Origin of the sequence: Virgibacillus pantothenticus (genome assembly GCF_018075365.1) — a bacterium.
In the GTDB taxonomy this organism is placed as follows: Bacteria; Bacillota; Bacilli; order Bacillales; family Amphibacillaceae; genus Virgibacillus; species Virgibacillus pantothenticus.
Map to the genome: position 1 here is coordinate 3,592,831 of NZ_CP073011.1, position 26,271 is coordinate 3,619,101.

The following is a 26,271-nucleotide window of genomic DNA, read 5'->3' on the forward strand; positions in this document are numbered from 1 at the left end:
TTCTTTGTTTATTTTCCAAATGCCGCAAAAAGAGAATCTGTTTTCTTAGACTCTTTTTTCTTGGTTGTCTTTTTATTTGTCAGCCTTAACAGCTCTAAAATGTCCATTTCATATATTTCTGGTAATGTATATCGTTTTAGTAAATCGGCGAAAAGATCATCAATAAATTCTTTCTGTTTTACAAAACTAAAATCTTCATCGCTCAAACCCTCTTCGCCGTCTACTCGTTTTTTGACGTATCGCCTTGTAAAACGCCCATTATTATAGATAGATAGGTTTCAACGATGTTTCTTGAGTCTATCCCGTTGACCAGATCATCTTGATCAAAACGTTTTCCGTAAAGTTCAACCGCGAAATTGGTCAAACGGTCAAACATATCCGCTCGTACTGCATAACCATTCTTTTCGAGTTCTGCTCCCAAATCTATTGCTTTTTTAGTGAAAATTCCTTTAACGAAAAAAGGATATTGATATGTTTTAGTTTCAAGCTCTTTTCCTTTAACACCCGTCACAAGGGTTAGGCTTTTGGTTTTTTCGTCATAATATTTCATTTTCAAACACCTCTAATCAAATTATTTAAGTATAAAAAAGAGAGTAGATCGCTCTACTCTCCGGCTGGTTGAATTAATTCTTTGAGTTTGGTTACTTCTTCTGTTGTAAATTGCGTAGGACCCGGGTCCCCTTTTTCGCCCGGATTTCCTTTTTCGCCTTTTGGACCTTTCAAAGATGCCAACCACTCGGCTTCCGTTCCTTCAAAACCATTATCAACCGCTATTTGATACGCTGACTTCCCAGGATCTCCTTTTTTCCCCGGGTCACCTTTTGGACCTTTTCCTCCACCAGTGGAAGCTAATACGAGATTTGCCAATTGACCAACTTTAACGGTATTAGTAACATAACCAATTCCCTCTCCGTTTGTAGCGTTAACTACAGTCCCACCTGCACCTACATCAACAAAGGAACCTTCTTTAATCGCTTCTCCTGCTTCAACTTGCCATGATTTTTTCCCAGCAGCATTAACACTTACGTTTTCATTAGCTGTTAACTTTCTCGTGGAGTGAAATTCTGGTGTATCGCCAGCTTTGGCGATAGATAATACTGCTCCGGTATCGGTGTTTGTTAGATTTAATAACCTATAAGCTTCAACCGCTTCTGATACTTTCGCTATAAAATACGCCATTACCCTTCAACACCTCCTTGTTCGGCTTGTTCCGCTGGTCTAAATACCTTATTCATAAACTTTTGCCTTATGGTTTCGTCTCCTTTTTTGACATGAGCAAATACTTGTGCAGCATCATCATATACACGACTGGAAAACTCTCCGCTAATAGTGTCACTTCCAAATTCCAGCGAATCTTCCTTTGTCTGTGCTTCAGTGGGCGGTAATGTAAACATGCCTTTAGTAAGTCCGACAAGTTCCGCCGAACCGTCTCCTTTTGTTTTTTCTAGCACAACAGCAACATATGGTGGGTTGACTTGTGACCGTTGGATAACCAGACCGTCTTCATCTTCCAATCCCAATAAAGCCACTCGATCTTCTAAAGGTAAAGCGTGGAATTGAAATTCCACAGTAGACACACCTGTAGAAACAGCCATCTCCGCAACCTTATTATCACCAAATGCCTTTGCGATTTCCTGTTCTGTTTCAATGTTAACGTTCTGCACAAAAGGTAATCTGACCTCTTTTTCATAAACCACCGATTCTTCTGTATCACTTTGTAAAACTGCATAATAAAATTTATCTATACCAACTGTTGCACTTCGGTTTTTCTTAGTTTCCTCAGCCATTTTCATTCTCCTTTTTAATTTATTGCATTAAAAAAAGACCTACTCTTGTAAGTCTTTATCCGCTAAAATTGTTCCCCTGTATCGCCTACCGTCACGAATTAAATAAGTTTCCTCATCAAATTCGTAAGTAGGCGTACTTTGTTTAAAATCAATAGTTTTCATCAGCTCGTTTATCTTTAGAGCTATTTTTCTTGCATTTTGACTATCCCACACGTCTATTTGTAAGATGCAATCCCATCCTAGTTGCTGATTGTCAGCGTATTCTGTTGGCAACTCCGATATTGGGTGTAATCTTATGATAGGTGATTTTTCTCGATGTTCTTCGGGCACATGATACTTAAATACTTTGTCAGGACTACCAGCCAATCCCATTAATTCTTCATTGTTGATTAATAATTGATAAGCTATATCCAATGAATCTATATCATATAAACCTTTTACCTCACTCATCGCAACACCTTCTTAATAGCATCAGCCATTTCTTTAGCCACTTTTCCTTCTGTGGCTTGTACGGTTTTGATCATATACCCTTGTGGGGCTTGCGATATAGAGCCAAACTCTGGAATGTGCGCCCTAAAGTTTGCTGATTTATTAAAACCTACAGCGACATAACTTTCTTCTGATCCTTTATCAGTTCGGTTGCCGCTCATTACAACAGCATCCACTAATCTTGTTTGTGGATTAGGTCCGTTGTAACCACTTTGCGGTACATTGCGTTTCAATTCTTCCACAACTGCTTTTCCACCTGCTAAATTACCCTGTTTAGCCGCACGAATAATATCATCTTCTTTTTTAGCTAAATTGGATATTAATTCTCTTAACCCTTCGATTTTTACACTCAAGACCTACTGACCTCCTCGGCTATCAATATAGTAAAACCGCTTTGTCGATAGTCATATAGCACCTGTTCAATTTTATAAGATTGTTTATTTATATCCTCAATTATCATTTTGTTAGTAATGCCATGATAATTACGTATAAACACCTTCATTTGATGTTGTGTGCCTAATTGTGCACTGTTTTGATAATCTTTAAGGCTAACAGATTCAACATGCGCAAAACACTCCAAGAACAACACAGGCTTAGGCTTTTGGGGTATTCCATTTTCAATAACTGACTTAACCTCATAAATCCATATAGGATTATTCAACTTAGAAAAGTTAAACCTCATATTATTTAGTCGCATAAGTATCTATCCCTATGCGCACGTAATGTCTGTATTGCATGTGTAACAGAAAAAGGCGATTCGTGCTGACTAACCTCCGAAATAGCCATCCTATTTTCGTAATAGTAAGTCGTCAGCATGATAACCGCCCTTTGGTATAGTTTATCTTCTTCCAGCTTAGGCATATCAAGGTTCGGGTCTTGACTATCAAAAACGGCTTCAATCACATCTTGTTTGGCAAAGTCAAGATAATCCTGTATTTCGGTATCTTCTAGGTTGTGTGGGATTCTCAAATGCCCTTTTATACGATCTAAATCAAGCATATAATCACTCCTAAAAAGGAAGGATAAGCATTATCTCTTATCCCTCTACTCCTGCACCACCGCCGAAGTCAATAACGATAGCAGATTTTTCATCCAAAATACGCACATCTTGACGCACCGCCACCATTAAAGCTTCTCCATACTGCATGTAGTTTATCCAAGCTGCTTGATATTGACTGCGATCAAACAGTACAATAGCATCTTTTAAGTTTCCGATGATGATTGTTTTACCCGGCTTTTCTCCTAACATTTCATCAGGCAACACAACTACTTGCGCACCAAGCAAGCGTTTTTGCGTAGGCTCTTTTACATCCTTTTGAAGTAAGTAATTCCCTTCGTTATCTTTCATTTTATCCAGTTCGGCAAATGCCGTTTGGGAAACAATTGCCACATTGTGCTCGTAGTTTGGCTTTAGATTAAGGTTAACAGCGTCCTTAATACCGTCAATACCGCTAGCTTGGATAGTTTGAAGTTTAAGTGTTTTACCTTCTTCTCCCGGTGTACCTTCTTTAATAGCTTTTACAATAGCTGCATTGCGAGTAGATGCGATCGTGCGAGCCATCCATGTCATTAATTCGGCTAAAACATTTACCGCCGCATCTTCAATAGCTTCACGAGACACTAGGAAATAACCACGGTAAGTTTTAATGTCATACCCCAAGTTGTAGAAAGGCTTTACTGCTAGCTTGGGGTTTTCTTCAAGTTCTGCCACTTCTGGTAATGCGGCTACTTCTGACTGACGAATAACAGGATATTTACCACTACCATAACCAACAGACTTAACTGTTACATATTGGTCAAGGTTAAATTCCATTTCTTTGAGTTTCATAATTTCCGTTACAACTTGTTCCGGAATAACAACGAAACCAGAATCAGTTTTAAGTGCCCCGCCATCAATTTCTCGTGTTTCGAGATACTTTTGAAAGGCTTCGCGTTGTTCGTCATTTGGCTGAATAGTGCGTATTTCTTCGCCACCTTGATGAGCTTGCTCTATAAGAGTGCGGTCTTCTTTTTCTTCTTCGTCATCAAGCATACGTTGTTTTGCTTCAATTTCTACTTTTTCTTCTTTTAATTCACGAACTTCCTTTTCAAGGTCAGAAAACTTAGTATCTCCTCGTTTTTCATCATCTTCCAACATCCCTCTAATTTCTTCTAGACGTTTGTTAATTTCTTCTAATCTGTTCATTTCATGTCCTCCTAAAGTTCCATTAAAATTTTTATTTTTGCTGATTGTTCAGCTTTATAAGTCCTTAATTCATTGTCATGTTGTTTAATGGGGTCATATCCTCTTGCGCTGACTTCGCTGTCTGGGTAAGCCGGGAAAGCAACGGCTGATACCTCTAACAGCTTAGCTTTTTTCACAGTACGCAACGGTAAATCATCTTCGGGTTCTTCTATTTCATCATCTTCTACCCTAAAACCGAAGCTAACCCCGTCCACATCGCCGCGTTTTATAGATTCGTAAGTGTCGTTGCCTAGCGTTGTGTTAGGTAAATCTAATTCAAAACGCAACCCCACATCATCTTCTTTTAATCGCAAAGTGTTATTTTTAGTTCTGCCTAAAACTTTTCCCGTGTCATGTGACCACAGAAAGCGCTGATCATCATTATTAAGAGAATTTAAAAAAGCCCCGCTCTTAAATTGTTCGCGGAACTTGTAATATAATCCCAACACTTGTGATTTCTTTTCCCACTTTACGGCATATCCCGATAGGGTTCGGGTACCGTCATCATCTTCTCGAATTTCAATTTTATTCGTCATCAGTTCCCTTTGTTCCGTTTTGTCCACTTTTACCACCTCCCTTAGCCTTTAACATTTGGTATTCCTCGATTTGATCAAGAGTTGTATAGTTCAAGCTGATAAAATGCTTATTACCAAGTTCGTCATTTCTCGGCTCCTCTCCAAGTCGCTTCCTAGCCTCATCTAAGCTAATAATTCCTTTATCCACTTTTTCGAGCGTTAACTTGGTATGCGTTTCAACATCTATAGTTTTAAATGGCGAAGTATCGAATTGAAATTTACTTTTATAATCAGTGCTTAGCTTATAATTCAACTCATTGGTAATTACTTTTAAATAACTATTGAGTGTAGATGTAAGATAATCAAGATTCGCTTGAGCTAATGACATGTTGGACGTTTCAAGCCCTAATTTATGCCGTGGAATTCGGTATACTTTTCCAATCGTCTCTGTGCTAAATGTGCTGGCGTTAATGAGTTTTAAAACCTCTGTATCCACCTCAATAGGTTCATACTCAAAGGTTTCATCAATAACTAAAACTTTATGAGCGTTATCAACGCCCGCATTGGATTCCTGCCATTCTCTTTTTATTTTGTCTCTTGCTTCTTTTGATAGTCTCCCGTGCTTCATTTTTAGGATGCCGCCAGTTTGCGTATCATTCTTAAAGAAGTTTGCAAGGAATCGTTTGCTATCTTTTTGCATGGAAAGATCATCTTTCAGAGATTTTAATGGACTTACACCCCGTATACCATCAAGAGTAAAGAACTTAAAATGCAGGATGTCAGCTGGTTTTATTCTTCTAATCTTTCCTTTATCGTCCGACACGTCATAAACAAGCTTATAATTAGTTTCTGCATCTTGTTTGATAACAACTTGCGAATTTCTTAAGTGATATAAAGCAATTACTTTGTTGTTTTTTCCTCGAATTATCTCGCAAAAAGATTCGCCATTCAACAAAGCATTAGCCGTAATGATGAATTTAAGTGTGCCACCAGAATACAAGCCATTAGGATTTATATTAAAAAGGTTTGCCACTTCATTTGACTGAACTATTTCGTTTTTGGTCATGTCAATATCCAAAGATGCTACATCACTTGCTAATAAATTGATGACAGTAAAAACATCACTATTTTCTATCGACTTTGCAGATGCAAAGGTTGTACTTGTTCCGCCAAATCCAGGGAGCATGCTTATTAAAAGGTCAGCTTCCTCTTGAGTAAATTCTCTTTTTTCGCTACCAGTTGAGAATATACGCAACTACCATCACCCCCTTTCTTTAGCTAAAATGAGAGCGATAAGGATAGTCACAGTTCCTAGAGCAAACACGCCTGCCGTTAAGTTGATACGATAAAACCCATATACAATAGTTCCTAATCCAATTAAGAATAATAAACCCGTTAAATTCAGCCACAAAAAAAGACCTATCTGTTTAATGGTCTCGTTCAATTTGTTTATATTCATTTGTTCACCGCCTGTTCACCATAAAAATCTTCCGCTCGTAAAAATCCAGTGATAATAATTTGACCATCTTCTTTCATTGCTTCAATCTTTTCACGTGGAGCTGTTTCGTCGAAAACAAAGAAAGGATAGCCGTCTAAATTACTATTAATAGATTTTATTAATCGATATCCATATTCTCTTATAAGAACTTTAGCTTCTGCCACACTACCAACTAAAACAACATATCCATTTTCTTTAGCGAATTGGATGAGTGCTGTGGTTTTCCCTAACTTTCTGTGACGTAATTCAATTTCAATGTATTCTCTTTTAGCCGCCGCCAACTCCAAACAGTTATAAATACTCCTGTTTGCTAACTGTAATTTCATTTTCTCCCTCCTTAAAATCCAAAATCATCACTTAATATATAAGCTTCAATCTGCTTTATATCCATGCCTTGATACTCATAGTCTTTCGCTTCTGCAAACCCCGTAATAACCGCCACAATTGGATCGATCTTTTCTCTGTTTTTCTGCTTGTCCAGCATCATATTTCGATTATTATCGTATTTAATAACTGCATTATTGACAGCGATGTTAAGTAATGGATTATTGCTATGCAGTATTTTCCTTTCGTATACACCCATCCTAAATTGTTTGATGGGTTCGGATAAAAATTTATAATTCTGCGGCACTTCGATGAATGGCATTTCTAAATTAGGATAATTTTTCTCCCATTCGCTAATAAAATTAGCGATATGCCAACTATCGTAGCAAAATGCTTGAACGCTTAAATTGTATCTTGTGATTAAATCAGCTGCATAATGGACGATTTGAGTTATGTTTATAAAACCACTTTTCAAATCCGTTTTGGTAGCATACCCTTTTTCGATTAACATTTCATAATCAATTTTATCTCGTTTTGTTTTCGCTTCTAAACCTCCCACAGTTGCAACAAATGAATGTCCATCAATCCAAAACTTTTGGTTTTCTATTGGATATATCTCATACAATGCGGTCAAGTCATCCGTTCTTGATAAGTCCAATCCCAAAAATACATCGCGACCATACTTATTTATTGGTTCCGTTTCACAAGCTCGCCATTCTTTTACTGGTAGGAATGAATTTTCAGCAGCCTGCTTCCACATGTTGAAATTCTTTACTATCAGTCCTAGTAAATCATTTTTAGCAACTGCTTCTTTGAATCTTTTTCTTAGGTTTCTAATCAGCGTTTCTTTTATGGATTCGACTTCAAGGAGTGGATTGCTTTTAATCCAGCTGCTTTCATCGTAAATTTCTTCTTCGTCATCTTGTTCGTACACCAAAACAAAATAGTTGTCGTCCTTCTCATCTCCGTTAAGTATCTTTTCTCCGTATTTATACTCTTGGGCATACATAGGACTATTTAAATCAAAATAAGCAGTTGATATTATCAATGTGAGCATGTTTGGTTGCAACATAGAACCAGATTCCAGAACTTCCATCATGGAGTTATCTTTACTAGCCCCGTATTCGTCTAATATAGATAGCGTTGGAGCTAGTCCGTTTATATTCCCCGTGTCTTTACTTAGTGGTTTTAATACGCTGTAAGATGGATTATGATTGATTTCGTTTCGCACTTTACGAACTGATTTCCTTATTGCTTCTGATTGCGCCAGTAAACCATCAAGTCGCTGCACAACCATGTCAAACACAATAGATGCCTGTTCCCTTGATTGCGCTGTACAGTAAATTTGCCTATTTTGTAACGGATATTTACCAGCCAAAAATTCAAATATAGCAATACCAGATATTAATGCTGATTTACCGTTTTTACGAGCCATGCTAATCAACGCTTTATTAAATCTGCGTAGTGCATTGTTGTCTTTTCGGTACCAGCCAAATAACGAATAAACAATAAAAAGCTGAAATTCTGCAAGTTTTACAGGTTTACCAGTAGATATATCCGGTAATATCTCCATAAACTTAACTGCAATTTCAGCTCTTTCAGGTAAATAAACATAGTTTAATTTATCGTTTTCTAAATCTCTCAAATGCCGCTTACAGGCTTTTATTACTTTTTTACCAGCCGTAATTTCTCCATTTACCACTTTTTTAGCGTATCTAATGCCCGGGTCATTAAACGTCATTCTTCATTCACATCGGAAAATTTATTTTTAATAAGCTTTTCTGCAGTATCAAAAGACAAATCTCCATCATACCCAATTCTTAAGTTGGATTTCATATGACTCCCGTCTACAATGATTGTAAAATCAATATTATAAGAGTTCGTTTTTACAATATCGTATATTCTATTATCTGCGTACATTTCTAAAAATTCCCTTTGTATACTTTGCGCATATACATTCATGTTTTGCGTCTCCTTTCTGGCATAATAAAAAACACCTACAATAGTAAGTGTTTTAAATAAGTTATATATTAAATGTCAGCACGACCAAAATTAATAAGATTATGTTTCAATTTAGTCATTCGCTGGTTGATTTCTTCCTGCAAATCCAACCGTTTTTGAATATTATAATGACCTTTAAGATTTCTCTTCTTACGTTGCATTTTTCGCACCTTTTTATCCGTAACAAAACAAACATATCTATGATGACAATGTTCACATTTGAAATATGTTTCTTCCACTTCGTTCAGGTGCTTTTTTCTTTAAAATCTATCTTGGTAATCTTTGAACAATAATCACATCTAGCTTTACCTTTAAACATTTGATAACATTCACCCCTTCAACAATTTTAATATCTCATCTTCTTCTTTTTCTTGTTCAGGTACCGCCAAATCTAATCTACTATTCATTGTCATGCCTAACTGATTAGCGATCATTCGCAATTCTTTAACAGTAGAAAGCAACATGTCGTAAGATGGATTTTTCTTAATTCCTGTCAATTCTCCATCTTCATTATAGATTTCTATAGTTTCACCGTGTTTTTGTATATCTTTTTCTAACCGTCGCCTAGAGCCGTGAAGCATACAATACGTTTCGATTAGTTCTCTATCCAATTCAGCTATCGGAAGTTCTTTTAACAACGGTATAATTCGTTTCCATTCTTTTTTTCCGTAATAGCAAAGGTGACTAGGTATGCGGTCGGCCTGTAATTGCTCGTGATTATTTAACGTTTCTTGTTCAGCAAGCTTTTTAGCAACATAATCCTTGCCTTTTTTATGTTTTTTTAGTTCATCCTCACTGTAAAACCCCCTTGTTGGCTTCCCTCTCATACGATCACCACCTTATATTTCTACTTTGACTAAATTTGACTTTCATAATCGCATTTTTCAAAGAGAAAACTGCGCACCGTCCTGTATTTTTTAATTATCGTAAGGGTTAATTTCGATGGGGGGATTAATTTCTACTTCTCTCAAATTTTTATAATCAATATTTCCGTTTTTATCTTCTTCGATAACAGCGAAATAAAATTTATCAATGTCAACTTCTTTATTGTTCATGATTTCTACTCCTCTATAGATTGTATTTGATCTTGTCTTGTTTGGTTTTCTTATTGTGACACTCAAAGCATAATGATTGTGTATTATTTATATCCAGTCTTAAATCCCATCTAACCTTAGTTGGTATGATATGGTCGCACACCTTTGCTTCCTTACCGCAACAAACACAAATAAAGCCATCACGCAACATAGCTTGATAGCGTAATGACTTCCATTCTTTCGTATCGTAAAACCTTTTGTATGCTCTTCCTTCTTCGGTTGATGTTCTTATCTGCTCATATCGTTTGTGATTATAGTTCTTATGTTGACTACAGTATGTTTCTTTAATCCCTATCAAAGCTTTGCATCCAATCTTACCGCAACGCTTCTTGATGTTCATGTATCAACTTCCTAACTCACTCATTATTCCTTCCCCTGTTTTAAGGACTTCATAGTACTCTTTCACATCGTCCTCCAATAAGCTTTTGTCTTTGTACTCATCATTTAGGAACTTATTAATAATTACTCCTGTTGACATCACTAAATTTTGTTCCTCTTGGTTCAAGGATTCGAATTTCTCTTGATCCATAATATAGTCGTCCGTGAACATGAATAAGTTTTCTTCATCTATTTCTTCATCGTAGAGTATATGATCTTCAATATCCCATACTCTTGTGAAAGAATCTGCTGCTAAGATAGCGTCTAACTTTTCTTCCATCGTAGTGATTGCTTTATTTCTTTCTTCATTTTTAACTTCTTGTTCTTTTTCTTGTTCCGTTTGACACGAAGCCAAAATGAAAATCGATATCAAAAACAACACGATTAATAATACCTTTCTCATTCCCTTTCCCCTCCATGCATTATGTATAACTTTATTATGCTGGAGTTGGAAATGTTATGCAATATAATATATCTCTAATTATTTATTTGTTGTTTGATTTCTTGCTGTACATAATACCTTAGCTTAGGATGTAGTGTTTCTACCTTCTCACCTTGTATTTTGTCTGGTTCAAAAGCAATGTGTTCTTCGTATACTTCCGGTGTGGCTTTCTTTATTTGTTGCTGTACATATTGCTCAATAGCAGGATGGATAGTATATAATTCATGGTACTTCCCTTCACCATTATGAAACGAAACTGTCTCAACTATGCCTTCTACGTTAGACTTGCCAACTATTTCTTTCTGTAGTAGATGGACAACTTCTTTTCTATATTCTTCATATCCCATGCTCTCCAAAAACTCTGCATATCTCATTAAAGACTCTACTCTCTGTACATCAAAATGGTTCATATCCATACCTCCCTAAAATAAAATTTTTTATGTATAAAAAGCTGGTAATCGCATTACGAAAACCAGATGCTCCTTTTACATCTTGGTAAATGAGCATAGAAAAAGCACCCAATGCATAACATTGAGCGCTCTAATGTATTATCACCTTATAAAGTATATGTGGTTTTTATCCCACATTAGCATAATAACATGTTTTTTTATGCCAAAACGGACATAAAACGGACATTTACCTCCATCCCAACACATCCAAAGTAGCTTGTATAATTTCGTTCCTCTGTCTTCTCGCATGTCTCTCGCTGATGCTTAATCTCATAGCTATACCTTCCCATGTTAATTTATTGTTCTTGTTCCAATATCTCAATCTGGCTAATTCTTTGTAATTATCTGGCAAGGCATTATACACCTGTTCAATAGCTTTTGTTACTTCCGATAAATGTTCCAGCCTTTTATGTGTAGCTAACCTTGTAGCCATTCTTTGAGTTGGATCCCCCGGCATTCTAACGGAGTTAGCACCTTTAACGATCGTTGGGTCTTCTGGGTCATCATCAAAAGGATTCATGATTGATTCCCTTAATCTCGCAATTTCTTTTAAGGTGTTATGATAATTAAACCATTCTGCCTCAGCGTGTTTAAATGTGGTTTCCTTTGGTTTCGCTACCTTTGTCATATAGTCATAACCCCTTTTACCATTCTGCGCTAGCAATAACGCACGGTTCTTTAATGTCGTTGTTTTCTATCACCCATTTAAAAGACCTTCTTGCATAGAAGCTTTCACTTATCAATTCCATCTCTTGTGCCATTCTAAGTTCTCCCTCAGGTAAGTCAACAGGGTGTATAAGCATAGTTTCGTCTAAGCTAACCTCACCTTGAAATGCTTCCTCTGTTTCTAATTCACCCCATCCGAATTCCTCTTTTGCAAAATTCTTTGCTTCTACTTCATTTCCAGCAGCAATCCACATAGTATCGTCAAAATTATATACTTTCACTTTGCCAACTCCTTACTAATATATAATTAACCATTCTTTACCACAGTCTAGGCATTTTGCGTCTTGGGTGTCATAGTAAACTTCGTTAGTCCCGTCTTCATACTCTATTATTTGAGGTTTTTCTTCGACATTATGACTTCCACATCTGTTGCAAATATCGCAAGAATCGGTCATTTTATTGACTCCTTATTCTATAAATGTATCGCCTTTTAACTCTCTTTTGCGTCTCCATATTTTTTCATTTAGAGAATGATTGTGGAGAAGCAACTTACCGCATTTATTGCAACTGTATAAGCCAGTGAAGTATTTACCGCGAAGGTTATAGCGTTCAAGTTCTTCCCTTTCCCACTCATGTTTACAGAATAGTTGTTTTATAAATATCATGCTATTTCCTCCAATATAACCTCAATACGAGGGTTTTCCTTGTCTACCTCAAAACTATGGTTTAAATCTCCTATCTGCGCCCATCCGTCATTTTTTAATACTCCAGCTTTGACTAATCCGTCTATGATAAATTTTTGACCAGTCATGATGTTGTCTTTATCCTTACGCTTGTTTTTGCAGTACCATGTAAAATATAAGTTTGCTTTATTGATAAATGGTAGATTACGAGCATAAAGTACGGTTAAGTCTGTATATTGCTTCTTTAGGTTTGCGTATGCCATAGGATGGGATTTACTTGCTTTGATAATATTATTAAAGTCTGGCATGTCTCCTGGTATGGTTAGTTTAATCATCCAGTATCACCCAATCGGCATTGAATAAATATTCAAAGTCAACTACCAACGGTTTTATTGCTCCTAAAGCAGTTTCTTTTTTAATAGGATTTCTATTTCCAAAATCGTCTAAATAAGCGACTGTTTTCCCATCTTTCAAAGCCTTCATCGCTTCATCAAATGATGCATATATAGGTAATATGCGCCATTTTTGAGAGAGGAAAAGATAGTTGCAATTAATGAATCTACCTTCCCGAGTTTCTAGTCCATGATTACCTCTACGTACAGTTGCTCCATTTTTGTCTTGTGCGATCTCCCCAACCTTCAACCGATCTATCATTTCTCCAGTAGTAAGTAATTTAGTCATTGTTATTACCTTCTTTCTCGTATTCTTCAATCAATCTATCTAAATACCATCTAGCCTTTAGTAAATCCTCCACACCGTTCTTTTTAGTGTGTCTCATGATGTATTTAACAATGTTTCCAGTGCATACAGCCTTAATGCCTTTTAAGTCCTCTGTAGCTTGCTCTATAATTTCTATTACTTCTGTTTTACCTTGGTAGTGTGGCGGATGGTTGACATAACTTTTAATATCATCTTTCAGTATAAATTTTCGCAAGTTTCGTAATTTAGACATCTCTTTCCCAAGGTTTGGTATTTTTAATTTTGGTTCCCCAGCCATCCTTATTCCTCCCTCTATACCTACCATAATGATAGGTATAGTTGTAATTTAATATGTTAGTATCCGTTGATTAATAGATTTTCTTGTTATAAGTCTTCTTGTTTTATAAATACACCATTTATCATCTTGCCTTTGCGGTCGCTTATTTCTGCATAAGCTGCAGCGATACAATCCTTTATATCTAAATCCATTTGCATGGATAAGATCGTTAAAACAACATATACATCGCCGATTGAATCAATAACTTGATCTAAATTACCTTTTGCTAATCCTTGTGCTAGTTCTCCTACTTCTTCCATAAGTTTTAACATTTGCTTTTCCGGTAGTGCTTCATCTAATTTTTTATCTACTGCCCATTGTTCGATTTTTGTTGTTAATTCGTTTAAATTATTAGTTAGATTCATCTTCCCGGCTCCAATCTTTAATGTTTTCAACGACCTTAATTGCTTGCTGTATCCCCATGACAAACTGAGGCATTCCACAACCCTTTGCAAATTCAGCTTCTTCTTTTAGTTTTTGTATGATTTGTTCTTGTAGATTCATTGTTTACCCTCCTACACCCATACCAAGCAATAACAACCACTTGGTTGGCTATAATATGTTTGTACTGTTATTAATATCTCTCCATCATCGTTTATGTGTTCTGTGTGTTTTAGGTATAGTTTCATGAAATCATTCCTTTTCCTCTACAATCCATTTACCATCAAACCCGTTGAACATTTCTCCTAACGTATAGTTGTGGATTGGTAATTTAGAAATTTTCTGATCCCATAATTTCCTACGTGGGAACCAAGTTTCATCAAAGTCGCCATTTCTATATTCTCTGATATAAGCAACTGGCTCATATAAATTTATGAACATCGCTTCTCTAAAGCCAATTTGTTTCATATCAAAACCACCCTTGATCAGGATTATCCTGTTTTATTTTTAATGCTCTTATAGCAGCTAGTTTATGTTTTAACTCCCTGTATGTCTTATTATCTGTATCATAATAACCATGCTTGTGTAATTGCTCTATGATGTATGATGTTTGATAGTCTGTTTGGGATAGTTTCATGTTAAAACTTCCTCTATAACATCTAAATCCGATTCATCAGCACACAATTTGAATTCGTCATATGTTATTCCAGTCGCATTAATTAATTCATGGTAGTCTACTTCATGTTTTTTCATCATAGATGCCGCATATGCTACACCTCGTATGAATCCAACTTTTGTTTTGTCAATCATTCTGATTCACCTTTCAACGCTCTACGTGCTACTAATTCAGCGTGAAGAGAATGCTCTTTGTAATCTGGTATTGTAATAGATGTTGTAATTATTTCTTCTAATGCTTCACGATACTGTTGGTTTTGTTCTACGATATCTTTGTTAATTTTAATCATGTTTTTGTAATAACCTTGAACCACACTTAGATTACTTTTTAATAATTTATTTTTACTTTCCAACTCCTGCACACGTTCAGCTTGCTCGATTATCAACAACATAGGTTTGTCATCATGTTCTATTGCATGTCGTTTCATCCTGTTCATCTCTTCCAACCGTTCTTTATCTGTCATTCCGACCCCTCCTCCAATGCTTTAACAGCAAATTTATGCGGTGATCCAGTGCTTATATCTCTTATATCCTCCAAAGCCTGTTTATAGCGTTGGTTTTCTCGCTCTAACACATCGACATAAAAACACTCGCTACACCTTATTTTATGGTGCTCCTTACACAGAGTTCGTCCGCCCTCATCTTCGTATTCAAAACTTTGCATCATTCCTCACCCTCCAATGCTTCATTAGCCAGCTCAGCTTCATCAGATCTTAAGACTTCGTTTGTTTGCACGTCCTTTCCGTGAGTGCCTGTCGATCTAATTAATTCTAAATACTGTTTATAGCGTTTGTTTTCTTCCGCAACTAACTCCCCTGTTTTAAGTGTTATATTGTGTATGTTTCTTAGTGCTAGGTATTTATTTTCTAATGTTTCTGTGCGTTCATCTACCAGTTTAATCAATTCCTCGTTGCCCGCTTTAATCGCTTTTAAGTTAATGTTTTCTTCTTCCAACTCCTGTACTCGCTCGATTAGGTATTTCAAATCATACGGATTAACTAATTTTAAATCTATGAATTCCCCTAATTTCCCAGCATTGCCAGCATTGTATTTGACTTTTATCTTTTCCAACCGTTCTTTATCTTTCATTCCTCACCCTCCAATGCATCGTCTAATATTTCCATCGCTTCTAAACCTTCTAAACTAAGTCTTGGGCTATTGTTTAATTCTTCAAGCGCATATTCAATCGCTTCGCGATAGCGTTTGTTTTCTTTATACAAAGCTGTAATTTGCTTATTTTGTTTGGATATTGTTCTTCTGTAGCTCTGTTCAAGTTCTGTTTTCTTTTCAGCTTGTTCGATTATCCGTAACATTGGTTTGTCATCATGTTCTATTGCATGTCGTTTCATCCTGTTCATCTCTTCCAACCGTTCTTTATTAGTCATTTGATCAACTCCTCTATATCTACATTTTCAGTCTCTGGTTTTTTGCCAAGAAGTTTCTCCGTGTTTTTTCTCCCTTGGATGATTTGCTTGTCGAAAACATTAGTATTTCCGATGAGTCTTCTGATCGATTCGCCGACTTTTTCGAGAAACTCGAATGTTTTTTCTTTGGTATCTGTTTTCGACAAAACATAGGCGTTCATAGGCAGTTCATAAAACTTCAATCCTGTAGTGATCTCCGAAACATTAATCACTCCCGTTGGCATCGGAATAGCGCAAAAACTATAATTACCGACTTTTATTTCATGTCCTACTACCTCAACCCATTTATCTTCCCAAGCTAGGTAAAACCTTTGGGGTTGTTCGTTTACTTTTATTTCCATAATCAACAACTCCTTATAAATTTATTTATCTTAGGCTCAGTCATATAATTCGGGATTAAAGACCCTGCCAAACCGTTTATGATAATTTTCCAGCCTTTTATTTTTTATATAAAAAGTCTTATAAAAGGACTTTGCGTTGCTTAAATCAATATCAGTAGAGTGGTCTTGAGCAATCCCTATATGTGACATTATTTTTAATTTTCCAACGCCTAAGTCCTGTAAAATCTCAATGTCTGAATACGTCATCCAAACACGTTTATTTAATATCTTTAAAGCCTTTTTATCATCTTTGTTTAGATTTAATTGAGTGCCTAGCCTTGTAATCTCTTTGTCTATCTCCATGCGTTCTTGATCGGTTAATTCATCATTTTCAAGCCTGTATTCAAGATCTGTGATTTTAGCAAGTATATCTATCCTTTCCATGGGATCACCTTTTCTTTTCTCTTACTTCAAATTGTGTTTGGTAGAACCCCACAGCATTTGTAAAATCAATCCTCATTGCGTCTTTTGCTCTGATGCCTAGCTGTCTTAAAATAAAGCTTGCGGGCATACCCATTAAAAATAACCAGTAAACGTCTGTATATGTCATGTAGTGTCTTTTGTTCATAATTCGCTTTAAATGTTCATTAAATTCAATTCCTGCGATAGCTTTAAGTTGTTCCCCTAGTTTTTTACGATCTTTTTCTAAAATAGGCTTGTCTAATTCGTCCGCATATTTATATTTCTCAGCAATAATTTTAAGTTCTAGTTTAAGTTCTTCGACTTTCATGATGTTTTATACCTCCTGCCATATGATCGTGTTACTTCCCCGTGCTTTGCTGCAATAAATAACAAGATAAACACAAAGTCGGGATCGTAATTAAATGTTTCCGCTATATCATCTAATGCATATCCTTCTTGATAGAGTTCGATTATTTCCTCTCGAACTTCTACAGCTATCTGCAAGTCCATTTCCTTGGTTATTGTTGTAATACCTTTATGCGGTATGGGCTTGTTCCTGTGGTTTATCTTTCTTGGCACTTTCGCCATAGTCGTTTCCCTCCAAGTTATCCAACCAAGCTTGTAACCTCTCTATATCACTATCATCACGTACAAAATCGCAATGACTATCTGGACACTTTAAAAACTCTGTATAATAACCATGGTGTATTACTAGACCACCTTGTCCTTTACATGTTTTACACATTAGTTATCACCTTCATAAATGTTTCCTACTACTTCTATTCGTTCTTGCCAATGCGTCAGTCCTGCATAGCTACTGCCGCCATTTTGTTTGCCTATGAAACCCGCATCATGCCACACAACCGTATAAGTGATGTTAGGGTCACCCATATGATATTTATCACCCTCATATATCTCCTTGCCATTTTTATCTTTTAAGCCTGTGTATTGCATGACATCAAACCTGTTTAAGCCTAATACAGTGCCGAAAAAAATAATTTCGTCTGGATCTTGATACACTCCCGTTTCGACATTCGGAATCATTTGCTCTTTATATTTATCCCAAGCTCTAAACTTAATTTCTCTCATTCAAAACCTCTCCTTTTTACGGTAGCTATCACCTATTAATCTGATTCCTTTTGCCATATCCATCATTCGATCAGTGATTCTTACGCCGTTTTTTCCATATTTGGCTTCCAGTTCACTTTCCGTGTAATTCGTGGTGCATATAGTAGATTTTTCAAGCCTCAAATCCATTACTTTGTATAAAACATCGGATGCCCACGATTCATGACCTTGTTCATCTTTTTTGACGTATTCACTCCCGATGTCATCAAGTGCTAATAAATCCAAATTGTAAATCATATTGAATATATCTTCTTCCGCCAATCCGTTTCCGCTGTATGTTCCACGTATCTTTTCTAGCAAGTCCGTACTTTTGATAAATAATGTTTTATAGCCTTGTTTTCTAATTGCCTTACATATTGCATAAGCGAGATGACTTTTTCCTAATCCTGGTGTTCCACTTAAAGCTAATGAGTGTTTTCCATCAAATTGAGTGATAAAGTCAATGGCGGCTTGTTTCGCTTCTTTTTGGGAATCTGTAACAGGCTTATAAGATTTGACAGTTGCTTTTTGTAAATCAGTTGATACTCGTTCGAAACTTAGAATAAAGTTCCTCTCCTTGCTCTCTCTGTAATCCTCAACAGTGGGCAAATTCAATTTAGCTTTAAACTTCTTGTCCTCACATGGTTTACAACCGCCCGCAACTCCTACGGGCGTTTTATATAACTTGTAAACTCTGCCACACTCTTTACATTGTTCTTCTCCGACTTGTTCCATCGTATTAATCAGATTTTGGATAGATTCCACAGCTTAACCTCCTAAAACCTGTCTTTGCTTGGGTCATAATTATTACTTGGTTCACTCTTATTACGATTTGCTTCTCTTTGGTCTACTTCCTCAGCAGTAAGCAATGATTCATTCTGCCAATTTTTTAGAATTCCCTCAACATAGTTGAGTCTTCGTTTATTCATTTCTGCAGCTATACCTAATGCTTTCAAGATCATTTCACTAGGATTTTTAAAATTAGAATCATCTAACCACGACAACAACTGTTGTTTTGCATGCATGTTATTAAACCCAAATCCGTTATCGTCCCAAAATTGGATAATCACACTCACGTCTTTTTCTTGTTGTTGTTCTTTTTCTTCTTCTTTTTCTTCTTCTTGTTCTTCTTCTTGTTCTTCTTCTTGTCCACGTATCGTGGTACGTAACGTATACGTATCGTATAAAGCCTTTATTTCCGGCTTTTCTACCCTTTCTCCAACAATTGGGATTAAATCTTTATTTTTAACCTCTTTTAATTCCTTGGTTACGCAATCCAACATTGGCTTACCGCCTCTTAAAAAATTGTATTTACCCCAGTTTTTAATAGCCAATTCTCTTGTTGCTGGATCGTAATTAATTATTTTGTGGTGATTGATAAACCTATCTAATAGGGCGTTTATACTCTCGATTGAATGCCCTGTATCAAAAGCCATTTGCTTTTTAGTTATTTGATAAATCCCTATCTGTGTTGTATTCGCGTTAGTCAAAAGATAGAGAAAGAAATATTTATCTTCTGGCGTCATTTCCTCTACCACTCTTGGGTCATTCCAGAACTCTGTGTGAACCATTCTGAATTTAGCCATGATCTCACCCTTTTACCTATTAATCTCACATCTTGCATAATACTTACCAATCTCTATAACCCTATATCCGTAATACCTTGGTGGTGCTATATAATATTGGATATTAGCTTTTAACTCATCTTTAGAGTTAGCTTTATCCCAGCACCACCTTGGTAGCACGATGTGTACGGTGTTATACATTTTCTGTTTAAAACACCTTCTTCATTTCAATGATTGTGTTTTTAATTGTTTCGTATGATTCTATAACAGGGAATTCTCTGTGATTTGTGTAAATAACACTGCTTTTCCCGTAGCTCTCAAAACCACATATTAGATTTATATTAAAAGTTCGTCTTTCGCCGTCTGCGCACGTTAATTCAATAAACAATGGTTGCATATAATCACCTTCCATATATGTCATTGACCTTTTTATATTCTTCCAAAGCCGTTCTTTCGTCACGCCTGTAGGCAATAATCAAATTTTCCGTAGCTTTAAATAGATTCTGCCATTTACGTGATTCAGCCTTTGCTTCTACCTCTCGCAAACGCAATTCATACGTCTCTATTTCCGCAAGAGATTCTTTTTCTGCGACCGTTCCGCGGCTCGCTTGAATAACCTCAGCATGTACCCTTTTACGCTCCGCATAGACAGCGCCGTATCTATACAAAGCGTCTGCATCTAAATAGCCAATAAGCATTTGTGCTTGAGAGTATAAGCGTATGACTTTGTTTAAATCTGATAATATTTCGGGGTTGAGTGTTTCAATCTCGTCATATATTTGTTTGAGCCTTACTAATCTTCCTTCATTCGCCATAGTATCGCTTCAATTCCTCTCGTTTCCTCATTCTCCACTCTCTTCCAGCAGCAGTATAATCTGCAAAGTTATGGCATGTACCAGTGTTTACAGATGGACCGCATAAAAGGACTATATTAGCTGGGTCATTTCCTAGTCCGCCATTGCTAGCCTGTTGTAAATGAGCCATTTCAAAGGCATAGGCGCTTGATCTACCGCAACGCTCACATTTACCCTCACTACGTTTTAAAACCTCTCTACGCACCTTGTTTGTAATTTTAGTTCGGTCTTTTTGCTTTGGGGCTCTGCGTTTATGTCTTGGTTTAGGTACTGGATAGATCATTGAGTGTTACCGCCTTTTAATATCTTGATAGCTTGACTAGCTTGTTGGCTTGTCCAATTCTCCATGTCCACATCGGTGTCCATGGATTGTTTTAGATAGCTATAAAGAGTATTAAAATCATTTTTTTCATTTACCTTTCCTTCTAGTAATTTTTTAACGAAGTCTAGTTGTTTATCGCTTGCTTTATTGCCTTTGTTGGTCATTTTATACTCATTACCAACGGCGCCGTTTGCATCATCATCTTTTTCCGTTGCTATACCGATTAACGCCGATAAAGAATAACGCTTCATATAAGTTATTTGTCCGCCCATGTCTTGCATATTGGTACTACAAGGCATTTGCAAAGGATCTGATTTAATCCATTGACCACTCGAATGCAATAACATTGTTTCAACGGAGATCATCAGATTGCCGTTTATTTCTCTTGTACTAGCATTTTGCATGATGGATATTTCATTTTCTTTAAATACTCTTTTAGCTTCGTCAAATATTCCTCCTAAGTCCGTATATTCAAAGGTGTAACTTCCTCCACTTTTTGTATTTACTTCAACCCTTGCATTGTGCTTAGGATTTTCTAATTTTGCCCAAGCTTTGATAAAAGCCTGAGCGATTTCGTTATTCGATTTAGAAAAAATCATTATTTATTCACCTCAACCTTGAAAGCTTCTTCCCTTTCCTCAATCGTTACGCCCTCAACCACTTCTCCAGTATCGGGGTCGATGAGTTTTCCATCATTCGGAACGAAAACTTTCTTTAAAGTAGCCTTGTCTGGCGTTTCTTTAATTTTTATTAAGTCAGAACGTTCTGCCTTTTTAAGCGATTCTATTAACACTTTGTCATCATAATGATATTTAGGTTGTTGTTTAACGAACCTAAGACGACCGTTAGGCAAGTTCTGCGATTTGAATTCAGGGTCATTCTCACGCTTTTGTAGTGCATAGGCAGATAAATACCCTTGCATTCTATCTATCTCGTCATCAAGTTTCTTTTGCTCTTGTGCTTGGTACGCTTCTAATTTCTCCATTTCGACCTGCACAAAGTTGCTAAGTTCTTCTTTTTTAGCTTGCGCTAGCTTGATTTTACGTAATGCCCAGTCTGCTTTGCTGTCATCATCTATTACAAAAGGTTGTTGTTCTTGTTGCTCGATAAATTTATCTGCAAATTCATTCATTATTTTTAATCCTCCCCTTGCTCTTATAAGCTAATTAAGCTATAATAAGAGCACGTTTTTGTGGTTATTTATTTTGTAGAACTCATTGCCGTGAGTTCATTTTTTCTTGAAATTTTTGAAATTCGAACTTTGAGAATAAGGCGAAAAACTCAACCTCACCTCGATAAAAAGAAATGTTTTTTGTTATCGGGTCATCCTCCACATCAATTTGCGAATCAATATCACTAATGGTTAATTCTTCCCCGTTCCAAAAACTAAAGAATGACATAGAATTTACGTGAACTTTTATTTCTTCTTCGGTTACGTTGATTGACAAAATGCTATATTTTTCAAAGCTATTAAAGACGGTTCTTACATTTTCCAAATAATCTACTAGTTTATTAACTTGCTCTTGTGTATTCATTCCGATTCCTCCCTAATCTGCTATATGGTAAGTAGCACCAAATAGCTTTAATACTTCTTGTGTTTGTTGTAATAATTCATCAGTGAGGAAATACGTATCATCCAACACCAATATTTCGTCACCTTTGTATACTTCGTTGCCCAATGCATCAACTCCATATAATCCAGTACGCTCATTATATTTAGGGTAGCCTGTACGCCTTATATGTGTTATGTCTGGATGTTCGATGTTAAACACCTCCTAATGCGTTACTACTATCGCTATATAATTTAATACTAGAGTTGCTATAAAACATAGTTGGTAAAATAGATCAGTTTTGTCTATTTGCATTTTTATCACCTAATACTTTAAGTGGATCTATACCTAGTTCTGACAGCTCATCTGCTAATCTGATTAACTGCTCTTTGCCTTGTTTTTCTTTACTTAGATCAATCATGTTTCGGACTCGTTTTAAAGCGCCACATAAATTTTCTTCCATCCATTTTAAATCACCCCTCCACAATCCGTTATCAACTCTATGGAGCATCTCGGTTAGAGCTACATATTCTTGTTTTGCGTCAGCAATATCTTCCGCAAGAAAATACTTTTCGAAATCCATCCTTACCCCTCCTATTTTTTAAATAGCAATTACCTTGTTCTTTTCTACTCCTTCTCCGAATATAACCACAGCACTAGGAAAAGGCGCGGAATTTTTAGAATCACCAAACTTTAAACGTCCTTTAACAAGCCTTATCTCACCTTTCATACAGTAATCATGCCACCACCTTGTATCAGTTCTAGCTGGTAATAAACAAACAACTGTGGCTCCATTTAATGAAGATTCGTAAGCTTTCTTAACCCACTTGTTTATCTGCCTGCCATATGGAGGGTTCATCCAACACACCCCACGCCATTGTTGTTTAAGTCCATCTATTTCCGGTGTAAAATATTTATCACACTTGGTATTATCTTTTGTGGCGCAAACGTCTAATTCAAAATTAAACTCTTTATTTAATTGCTCATAAAAGCATAGAGGAGTTTCCCATGAATCGGTATCACTTGAAAATAGTCCTTTATTAAGCAAATTGTTCACCTCCTATAAATAGATAATTAATGCTATAACTAATGTAATTACTAGTGAGCCTGTTAAGCTTTGTAAGACATGAGCTTTATTGTTTGATTGGTTATTCATTTTTCAACCTCCTTTTATTTCCTCCCATCTGATAGAATGGTTGTGGGAGGGGGTGAAAATTATGAACGAAACAGAATTAAAATACCTAGTTGAATTACCAAATGACGGCACTCACGATCAAGGTGTTTCGTTAAATTTCAACAAAAAAATCGATGTTGTTCACAACATTGTGGTAAACCCGGAAGATAAAAGATTCTTCCAAAGAATCAAGGTGTACTCTAATGGTTTTGTTTACGCTGAAGAAGTCTGGCGAGACTATCGAATTTTAAGATTCAGTGAACCATTCCGTAGAGACGGAGACACCTTATATTTCGATTTTTAATTTTTATAGTTGATAAAATTCGGTAATTGCTCCTTTAACTCAGGTGTTAGCGCACCTACGTTTATTTGATAGTGGCTTTTATCGTTTTGGTTAACTTCAACATTTGCGGAAATAGTGCAATGAGGGTTGTGCTTTTTCCGCAATTCCTCTAACTTGTCCATTACCTTTCCTAAATCCTCCATGCTTTCAACAGCGATATTAATTTTAATTTCCATCTTTCTTCCTCCTTAGTAAGTAATAGATTAATAGACTAGATAAATTGAATAATACAATGCGTTTCATCATTATGCTTCGAAGCAAATACAACGCTGTTATCAGAACTTAAGTTAGTGATATAGTTCTTTTCCGAAAAACTAATAATGGATTCTTTTGTTAGAATCGATATCACTAAACCGTGTTCCGGTACGTAATCCAATACCAATCTTTCAGCTTCTGCATCAATACTTATTACAGGCTCTGAATCGTCATCAAAATGATAATATTCGATGTTAAACCTAACACCGGTAGTTTCCCGAAAAACTTCCCTCATTCTTGCATAACTCTTTTCGAATGATTCCGACCTTTGTAATGCTCCCATTTACAACAACTCCTTAATTTTATGAATCGCATTTTCGTAATACCGGAATGAAGATACTTGTTTACTGCTATGTGGTGCTTTATCCAATGCCCAAATACCATATTCATCTGTTTTAAGCCCGTGCGCTTTAGCAATACGACCTACCTTATTAGCTGTTATGCCTAACTGTTTTGCAATTTCAGTAGCTGTGTACGTCTTTTCTATTTGCGGCTTTGTCTTAGCTTCTTTTCCTGTGATATGCTCTATAGCATTAATACCGAGTAACTCAACAGCGATTGGAGATAATACTTTATCCTTTTGCATTTCTAAGATTAATTTAGCTTGGCGAGTTTTAGCGTTTAATAGCATCGCTTCAGCACGTTGTTTTTGAATTTGTAGCTTGTCCTGTTCGGTTTGTGGCTTAGCTAGTTGGAGTTCTCCTTTACGTAGAGACTTCAACAACTCACGGACAAATGCACGAAATTTTCTTGCTTTAGGTTTCTTGGATAATAGAGTTACTTCGTAAATGCCATCTTCGTTGAAAATTCTTCTTTCTCTTGTTACTTCTCGCCCTCCCTCAACTACCGACAAATTGTAGGTAGTTGAAAACTCTTTAGATTTGATGTATTCATTCCTACTAATAATCTTTTCAATACCATCTTTACTTGCGTATTCGAGTGCTTTCGCTAAATCATCAATAGTCATTACAGGTTCGTTCTTTTCATTCCAATAAACTTCAACCTCGTTACCTTCAAATACTTCTTTTACTGCTAGTGATAAATTCATTCTGCTTCCTCCTTCTCTCTTTTAGCTTTTAGAATACGAGGTACAGATGTTTCCAAAAAGAACATCAGTACCTTGCGTTTGATGTGTTCGGGCATTTCGTTCATTTGGCTCCCCCTTCTCTACGAAACTTCTTTATTAGAAACTTCATGTTTTATGAAGTTTGGAGGTAAAAAAATATCATCTACTTTTTTACCAAAACGATTTGCAATAATAAACATCTCTGTAGCTTTAAACTGTGTAATACCTTTTTCTTTATTACGATAAGTAGCTTCGGAAACGTTTATTAATTCGCCCATTTCTTTTTGAGAGATGTCGTTATATCTCCTTAAGGAAGCTAGTTTTGTTTGTTCCATTTCATCCCTCCTCTCTGCCATTAACTTCATGATACATGAAATTAAAATAAGAGTCAATAGTTTTTTTCACGATTCATGAATTTTTTTATTCCTTTCCTAAAAATAACACTTGCAAACTTCATGAAATATGATATAATTAATATAACAAAAAGGAGGTGATTTCATGAATAAAGAAATAAGTAAATTTGTTGGCAGTAAGATAAGGGAATTTAGAAAGAAGAGAGGTCTAACCCAAAAAGAGTTAGGGGTAAAAATAGGCGTAAAACACAATACTATTTCTTCTTATGAAAAAGGAACAAACGAACCGGAACAAAACATACTATACTTAATGGCTAATGTTTTAGGGGTTTCGATAAATGATTTCTTCCCTTCATCAAGAGAAACAGAAGAACCACCTAAGAAAAAGGTTGCAGAAGTTAGTCAATATCCTTTTTTGCCAGTTGATGTTGCTGCAGGTTTGCCGGAAATGGTCGACCCTATAACGGAGGATGATATAGAGGTTATTGAAATGCCAGACGCATTAATGGGCAAGTGGGCTGGCAGAGATGATATTTACATTATGAGGGTAAATGGAGAATCAATGAATAAAACGATACCAAACAGCTCATTGATAGCTATCAAACAAACAGACATAAGCAATCTAGAAAATGGGGATATAGTTGTTTACAGTAACCATCATGAGTATTCGGTCAAAAAGTTTTACAAACTTGAAGATAAATTTATTTTTAGACCACATTCAACTGATATAAACTTTACTGACTACCATGTGCCGTTTGCAGATTGCAACGAATTAAAGATACACGGCAAAGTCGTAATGTATATAGTGAATTTAGATTAATGTTTGACGTCAAA

General features: G+C 36.1%; 58 protein-coding genes. 2 read left to right on the forward strand and 56 right to left on the reverse strand.

What is annotated here, in order from left to right:
* Positions 1-8: 8 nt before the first annotated feature.
* The 52 genes from KBP50_RS16530 to KBP50_RS16780 all read right to left on the reverse strand — a co-directional run bounded on the left by KBP50_RS16530 (position 9) and on the right by KBP50_RS16780 (position 23,303).
* On the reverse strand, positions 9-206 hold the full coding sequence (locus KBP50_RS16530; RefSeq protein WP_050351538.1) for a hypothetical protein: 198 nt from the start codon (positions 204-206) through the stop codon (positions 9-11).
* Positions 207-220: 14 nt separating this feature from the next.
* Positions 221-550 (reverse strand): phage tail assembly chaperone G, encoded by a 330-nt coding sequence (gene gpG / locus KBP50_RS16535; protein ID WP_050351539.1) that lies wholly within the window; start codon positions 548-550, stop codon positions 221-223.
* 53 nt (positions 551-603) lie between these two features.
* Positions 604-1,179 (reverse strand): head fiber protein, encoded by a 576-nt coding sequence (locus KBP50_RS16540; RefSeq protein WP_050351540.1) that lies wholly within the window; start codon positions 1,177-1,179, stop codon positions 604-606.
* Entirely contained in the window at positions 1,179-1,787 is a 609-nt protein-coding gene (locus KBP50_RS16545) for a major tail protein (RefSeq protein WP_050351541.1), read from the reverse strand. Before KBP50_RS16545 ends, KBP50_RS16540 begins: the two co-directional genes overlap by 1 nt.
* 39 nt (positions 1,788-1,826) lie before the next feature.
* Positions 1,827-2,237: a DUF3168 domain-containing protein gene (locus KBP50_RS16550; protein WP_050351542.1), complete on the reverse strand. Its 411-nt coding sequence runs from the start codon at positions 2,235-2,237 to the stop codon at positions 1,827-1,829.
* A complete protein-coding gene (locus tag KBP50_RS16555) occupies positions 2,234-2,629 on the reverse strand; it encodes an HK97-gp10 family putative phage morphogenesis protein (protein WP_050351543.1) in 396 nt (131 codons plus the stop codon). Before KBP50_RS16555 ends, KBP50_RS16550 begins: the two co-directional genes overlap by 4 nt.
* Positions 2,626-2,973 (reverse strand): phage head completion protein, encoded by a 348-nt coding sequence (locus KBP50_RS16560; protein WP_050351544.1) that lies wholly within the window; start codon positions 2,971-2,973, stop codon positions 2,626-2,628. Before KBP50_RS16560 ends, KBP50_RS16555 begins: the two co-directional genes overlap by 4 nt.
* A complete protein-coding gene (locus tag KBP50_RS16565) occupies positions 2,964-3,275 on the reverse strand; it encodes a head-tail connector protein (RefSeq protein ID WP_050351545.1) in 312 nt (103 codons plus the stop codon). The genes KBP50_RS16560 and KBP50_RS16565 overlap by 10 nt, the downstream gene beginning before the upstream one ends.
* Positions 3,276-3,312: 37 nt before the next feature.
* Positions 3,313-4,461 (reverse strand): phage major capsid protein, encoded by a 1,149-nt coding sequence (locus KBP50_RS16570; protein WP_050351546.1) that lies wholly within the window; start codon positions 4,459-4,461, stop codon positions 3,313-3,315.
* Positions 4,462-4,472: 11 nt separating this feature from the next.
* Positions 4,473-5,063, reverse strand: coding sequence for an HK97 family phage prohead protease (locus KBP50_RS16575; RefSeq protein WP_050351547.1), 591 nt, complete (start codon positions 5,061-5,063; stop codon positions 4,473-4,475).
* Positions 5,026-6,270 carry a phage portal protein gene (locus KBP50_RS16580; RefSeq protein ID WP_050351548.1) on the reverse strand — a complete coding sequence of 415 codons (1,245 nt, stop codon included), beginning with the start codon at positions 6,268-6,270 and terminating at the stop codon, positions 5,026-5,028. Before KBP50_RS16580 ends, KBP50_RS16575 begins: the two co-directional genes overlap by 38 nt.
* 6 nt (positions 6,271-6,276) lie before the next feature.
* Positions 6,277-6,474: a hypothetical protein gene (locus KBP50_RS16585; RefSeq protein WP_050351549.1), complete on the reverse strand. Its 198-nt coding sequence runs from the start codon at positions 6,472-6,474 to the stop codon at positions 6,277-6,279.
* Positions 6,471-6,839 (reverse strand): hypothetical protein, encoded by a 369-nt coding sequence (locus tag KBP50_RS16590; protein ID WP_050351550.1) that lies wholly within the window; start codon positions 6,837-6,839, stop codon positions 6,471-6,473. The genes KBP50_RS16585 and KBP50_RS16590 overlap by 4 nt, the downstream gene beginning before the upstream one ends.
* An 11-nt stretch (positions 6,840-6,850) precedes the next feature.
* Complete coding sequence (locus KBP50_RS16595) at positions 6,851-8,578, reverse strand: terminase large subunit (RefSeq protein WP_050351551.1); 1,728 nt, start codon at positions 8,576-8,578, stop codon at positions 6,851-6,853.
* Positions 8,575-8,799 (reverse strand): hypothetical protein, encoded by a 225-nt coding sequence (locus KBP50_RS16600; RefSeq protein ID WP_050351552.1) that lies wholly within the window; start codon positions 8,797-8,799, stop codon positions 8,575-8,577. The genes KBP50_RS16595 and KBP50_RS16600 overlap by 4 nt, the downstream gene beginning before the upstream one ends.
* Before the next feature lie 68 nt (positions 8,800-8,867).
* Positions 8,868-8,999: a hypothetical protein gene (locus tag KBP50_RS22530; RefSeq protein WP_269082666.1), complete on the reverse strand. Its 132-nt coding sequence runs from the start codon at positions 8,997-8,999 to the stop codon at positions 8,868-8,870.
* A gap of 168 nt (positions 9,000-9,167) precedes the next feature.
* The gene (locus KBP50_RS16605; protein WP_050351553.1) at positions 9,168-9,665 is read right to left on the reverse strand and encodes a phage terminase small subunit P27 family; all 498 of its coding nucleotides are present in this window, start codon (positions 9,663-9,665) and stop codon (positions 9,168-9,170) included.
* 90 nt (positions 9,666-9,755) lie between these two features.
* A complete protein-coding gene (locus KBP50_RS16610; RefSeq protein WP_157858460.1) occupies positions 9,756-9,893 on the reverse strand; it encodes a hypothetical protein in 138 nt (45 codons plus the stop codon).
* A gap of 13 nt (positions 9,894-9,906) precedes the next feature.
* Positions 9,907-10,272 carry an HNH endonuclease gene (locus tag KBP50_RS16615; RefSeq protein WP_050351554.1) on the reverse strand — a complete coding sequence of 122 codons (366 nt, stop codon included), beginning with the start codon at positions 10,270-10,272 and terminating at the stop codon, positions 9,907-9,909.
* 3 nt (positions 10,273-10,275) lie between these two features.
* On the reverse strand, positions 10,276-10,713 hold the full coding sequence (locus tag KBP50_RS16620) for a hypothetical protein (RefSeq protein WP_050351555.1): 438 nt from the start codon (positions 10,711-10,713) through the stop codon (positions 10,276-10,278).
* A gap of 74 nt (positions 10,714-10,787) precedes the next feature.
* A complete protein-coding gene (locus tag KBP50_RS16625) occupies positions 10,788-11,162 on the reverse strand; it encodes a hypothetical protein (protein WP_050351556.1) in 375 nt (124 codons plus the stop codon).
* Between the two features lie 226 nt (positions 11,163-11,388).
* Positions 11,389-11,829 (reverse strand): transcriptional regulator, encoded by a 441-nt coding sequence (locus KBP50_RS16630; protein WP_050351557.1) that lies wholly within the window; start codon positions 11,827-11,829, stop codon positions 11,389-11,391.
* 16 nt (positions 11,830-11,845) lie between these two features.
* Positions 11,846-12,148, reverse strand: a complete 303-nt coding sequence (locus KBP50_RS16635) for a hypothetical protein (protein WP_050351558.1) — start codon at positions 12,146-12,148, stop codon at positions 11,846-11,848.
* A 186-nt stretch (positions 12,149-12,334) separates the two neighbouring features.
* Entirely contained in the window at positions 12,335-12,532 is a 198-nt protein-coding gene (locus KBP50_RS16640; protein WP_050351559.1) for a hypothetical protein, read from the reverse strand.
* Complete coding sequence (locus tag KBP50_RS16645; protein WP_076362113.1) at positions 12,529-12,885, reverse strand: RusA family crossover junction endodeoxyribonuclease; 357 nt, start codon at positions 12,883-12,885, stop codon at positions 12,529-12,531. The genes KBP50_RS16640 and KBP50_RS16645 overlap by 4 nt, the downstream gene beginning before the upstream one ends.
* Positions 12,878-13,231 carry a hypothetical protein gene (locus tag KBP50_RS16650; protein ID WP_050351560.1) on the reverse strand — a complete coding sequence of 118 codons (354 nt, stop codon included), beginning with the start codon at positions 13,229-13,231 and terminating at the stop codon, positions 12,878-12,880. Before KBP50_RS16650 ends, KBP50_RS16645 begins: the two co-directional genes overlap by 8 nt.
* Positions 13,224-13,547, reverse strand: a complete 324-nt coding sequence (locus tag KBP50_RS16655; RefSeq protein WP_201778443.1) for a DUF3310 domain-containing protein — start codon at positions 13,545-13,547, stop codon at positions 13,224-13,226. Before KBP50_RS16655 ends, KBP50_RS16650 begins: the two co-directional genes overlap by 8 nt.
* An 86-nt stretch (positions 13,548-13,633) precedes the next feature.
* Positions 13,634-13,951 (reverse strand): MazG-like family protein, encoded by a 318-nt coding sequence (locus KBP50_RS16660; protein ID WP_050351561.1) that lies wholly within the window; start codon positions 13,949-13,951, stop codon positions 13,634-13,636.
* The gene (locus tag KBP50_RS16665; RefSeq protein WP_157858461.1) at positions 13,938-14,090 is read right to left on the reverse strand and encodes a hypothetical protein; all 153 of its coding nucleotides are present in this window, start codon (positions 14,088-14,090) and stop codon (positions 13,938-13,940) included. Before KBP50_RS16665 ends, KBP50_RS16660 begins: the two co-directional genes overlap by 14 nt.
* A 129-nt stretch (positions 14,091-14,219) precedes the next feature.
* Complete coding sequence (locus tag KBP50_RS16670; protein WP_050351562.1) at positions 14,220-14,435, reverse strand: hypothetical protein; 216 nt, start codon at positions 14,433-14,435, stop codon at positions 14,220-14,222.
* Between the two features lies 1 nt (position 14,436).
* Positions 14,437-14,604, reverse strand: a complete 168-nt coding sequence (locus tag KBP50_RS16675; RefSeq protein WP_157858462.1) for a hypothetical protein — start codon at positions 14,602-14,604, stop codon at positions 14,437-14,439.
* A complete protein-coding gene (locus KBP50_RS16680) occupies positions 14,601-14,777 on the reverse strand; it encodes a hypothetical protein (RefSeq protein WP_157858463.1) in 177 nt (58 codons plus the stop codon). Before KBP50_RS16680 ends, KBP50_RS16675 begins: the two co-directional genes overlap by 4 nt.
* Positions 14,774-15,106: a hypothetical protein gene (locus KBP50_RS16685; protein ID WP_050351563.1), complete on the reverse strand. Its 333-nt coding sequence runs from the start codon at positions 15,104-15,106 to the stop codon at positions 14,774-14,776. The genes KBP50_RS16680 and KBP50_RS16685 overlap by 4 nt, the downstream gene beginning before the upstream one ends.
* Positions 15,103-15,309: a hypothetical protein gene (locus KBP50_RS16690; RefSeq protein WP_050351564.1), complete on the reverse strand. Its 207-nt coding sequence runs from the start codon at positions 15,307-15,309 to the stop codon at positions 15,103-15,105. Before KBP50_RS16690 ends, KBP50_RS16685 begins: the two co-directional genes overlap by 4 nt.
* Entirely contained in the window at positions 15,306-15,731 is a 426-nt protein-coding gene (locus tag KBP50_RS16695; protein ID WP_050351565.1) for a hypothetical protein, read from the reverse strand. Before KBP50_RS16695 ends, KBP50_RS16690 begins: the two co-directional genes overlap by 4 nt.
* The gene (locus tag KBP50_RS16700; RefSeq protein WP_050351566.1) at positions 15,728-16,027 is read right to left on the reverse strand and encodes a hypothetical protein; all 300 of its coding nucleotides are present in this window, start codon (positions 16,025-16,027) and stop codon (positions 15,728-15,730) included. Before KBP50_RS16700 ends, KBP50_RS16695 begins: the two co-directional genes overlap by 4 nt.
* Positions 16,024-16,407: a hypothetical protein gene (locus KBP50_RS16705; protein WP_050351567.1), complete on the reverse strand. Its 384-nt coding sequence runs from the start codon at positions 16,405-16,407 to the stop codon at positions 16,024-16,026. Before KBP50_RS16705 ends, KBP50_RS16700 begins: the two co-directional genes overlap by 4 nt.
* 36 nt (positions 16,408-16,443) lie before the next feature.
* Positions 16,444-16,830 (reverse strand): hypothetical protein, encoded by a 387-nt coding sequence (locus tag KBP50_RS16710; RefSeq protein WP_050351568.1) that lies wholly within the window; start codon positions 16,828-16,830, stop codon positions 16,444-16,446.
* Positions 16,831-16,834: 4 nt separating this feature from the next.
* Positions 16,835-17,176 (reverse strand): hypothetical protein, encoded by a 342-nt coding sequence (locus tag KBP50_RS16715; RefSeq protein ID WP_210967596.1) that lies wholly within the window; start codon positions 17,174-17,176, stop codon positions 16,835-16,837.
* Positions 17,173-17,436, reverse strand: a complete 264-nt coding sequence (locus KBP50_RS16720) for a hypothetical protein (RefSeq protein WP_175609456.1) — start codon at positions 17,434-17,436, stop codon at positions 17,173-17,175. Before KBP50_RS16720 ends, KBP50_RS16715 begins: the two co-directional genes overlap by 4 nt.
* Positions 17,384-17,593 (reverse strand): hypothetical protein, encoded by a 210-nt coding sequence (locus KBP50_RS16725; RefSeq protein WP_210967597.1) that lies wholly within the window; start codon positions 17,591-17,593, stop codon positions 17,384-17,386. The genes KBP50_RS16720 and KBP50_RS16725 overlap by 53 nt, the downstream gene beginning before the upstream one ends.
* Positions 17,593-17,937, reverse strand: coding sequence for a YopX family protein (locus tag KBP50_RS16730; protein WP_050351182.1), 345 nt, complete (start codon positions 17,935-17,937; stop codon positions 17,593-17,595). Before KBP50_RS16730 ends, KBP50_RS16725 begins: the two co-directional genes overlap by 1 nt.
* A complete protein-coding gene (locus KBP50_RS16735; protein ID WP_050351183.1) occupies positions 17,938-18,720 on the reverse strand; it encodes an ATP-binding protein in 783 nt (260 codons plus the stop codon).
* Positions 18,721-18,731: 11 nt separating this feature from the next.
* Positions 18,732-19,541, reverse strand: a complete 810-nt coding sequence (locus KBP50_RS16740; protein ID WP_236691389.1) for a DnaD domain-containing protein — start codon at positions 19,539-19,541, stop codon at positions 18,732-18,734.
* Between the two features lie 380 nt (positions 19,542-19,921).
* Positions 19,922-20,335 (reverse strand): hypothetical protein, encoded by a 414-nt coding sequence (locus KBP50_RS16745; protein ID WP_050351570.1) that lies wholly within the window; start codon positions 20,333-20,335, stop codon positions 19,922-19,924.
* On the reverse strand, positions 20,325-20,657 hold the full coding sequence (locus tag KBP50_RS16750; RefSeq protein ID WP_050351571.1) for an HNH endonuclease: 333 nt from the start codon (positions 20,655-20,657) through the stop codon (positions 20,325-20,327). The genes KBP50_RS16745 and KBP50_RS16750 overlap by 11 nt, the downstream gene beginning before the upstream one ends.
* Complete coding sequence (locus tag KBP50_RS16755; RefSeq protein ID WP_050351572.1) at positions 20,654-21,295, reverse strand: ERF family protein; 642 nt, start codon at positions 21,293-21,295, stop codon at positions 20,654-20,656. The genes KBP50_RS16750 and KBP50_RS16755 overlap by 4 nt, the downstream gene beginning before the upstream one ends.
* On the reverse strand, positions 21,295-21,828 hold the full coding sequence (locus tag KBP50_RS16760) for a host-nuclease inhibitor Gam family protein (RefSeq protein ID WP_076362042.1): 534 nt from the start codon (positions 21,826-21,828) through the stop codon (positions 21,295-21,297). Before KBP50_RS16760 ends, KBP50_RS16755 begins: the two co-directional genes overlap by 1 nt.
* 82 nt (positions 21,829-21,910) lie before the next feature.
* Complete coding sequence (locus tag KBP50_RS16765; RefSeq protein ID WP_050351574.1) at positions 21,911-22,231, reverse strand: hypothetical protein; 321 nt, start codon at positions 22,229-22,231, stop codon at positions 21,911-21,913.
* A 12-nt stretch (positions 22,232-22,243) separates the two neighbouring features.
* A complete protein-coding gene (locus KBP50_RS16770) occupies positions 22,244-22,468 on the reverse strand; it encodes a hypothetical protein (protein WP_236691400.1) in 225 nt (74 codons plus the stop codon).
* 73 nt (positions 22,469-22,541) lie between these two features.
* Positions 22,542-22,829 carry a hypothetical protein gene (locus tag KBP50_RS16775; RefSeq protein ID WP_050351575.1) on the reverse strand — a complete coding sequence of 96 codons (288 nt, stop codon included), beginning with the start codon at positions 22,827-22,829 and terminating at the stop codon, positions 22,542-22,544.
* Between the two features lie 18 nt (positions 22,830-22,847).
* Positions 22,848-23,303, reverse strand: a complete 456-nt coding sequence (locus KBP50_RS16780) for a DNA N-6-adenine-methyltransferase (RefSeq protein ID WP_050351576.1) — start codon at positions 23,301-23,303, stop codon at positions 22,848-22,850.
* Positions 23,304-23,463: 160 nt separating this feature from the next.
* Between KBP50_RS16780 and KBP50_RS16785 the strand changes: the two genes are divergently transcribed.
* A complete protein-coding gene (locus tag KBP50_RS16785) occupies positions 23,464-23,724 on the forward strand; it encodes a hypothetical protein (protein WP_050351577.1) in 261 nt (86 codons plus the stop codon).
* Here KBP50_RS16785 and KBP50_RS16790 read toward each other — a convergent pair.
* The 4 genes from KBP50_RS16790 to KBP50_RS16805 form a co-directional block, all read right to left on the reverse strand.
* Positions 23,721-23,939, reverse strand: coding sequence for a hypothetical protein (locus tag KBP50_RS16790; RefSeq protein WP_050351578.1), 219 nt, complete (start codon positions 23,937-23,939; stop codon positions 23,721-23,723). The two genes, KBP50_RS16785 and KBP50_RS16790, sit on opposite strands and share 4 nt — an antisense overlap.
* A 35-nt stretch (positions 23,940-23,974) precedes the next feature.
* Complete coding sequence (locus tag KBP50_RS16795; protein WP_050351579.1) at positions 23,975-24,301, reverse strand: hypothetical protein; 327 nt, start codon at positions 24,299-24,301, stop codon at positions 23,975-23,977.
* Positions 24,302-25,066, reverse strand: coding sequence for a BRO-N domain-containing protein (locus tag KBP50_RS16800; RefSeq protein WP_050351580.1), 765 nt, complete (start codon positions 25,064-25,066; stop codon positions 24,302-24,304). It abuts the gene before it with no gap.
* Between the two features lie 119 nt (positions 25,067-25,185).
* Complete coding sequence (locus tag KBP50_RS16805) at positions 25,186-25,419, reverse strand: helix-turn-helix transcriptional regulator (RefSeq protein ID WP_050351581.1); 234 nt, start codon at positions 25,417-25,419, stop codon at positions 25,186-25,188.
* A gap of 163 nt (positions 25,420-25,582) precedes the next feature.
* Here KBP50_RS16805 and KBP50_RS16810 point away from each other — a divergent pair, with 163 nt between their 5' ends.
* Positions 25,583-26,257 (forward strand): LexA family protein, encoded by a 675-nt coding sequence (locus tag KBP50_RS16810; RefSeq protein ID WP_050351582.1) that lies wholly within the window; start codon positions 25,583-25,585, stop codon positions 26,255-26,257.
* Positions 26,258-26,271 lie beyond the last annotated feature (14 nt).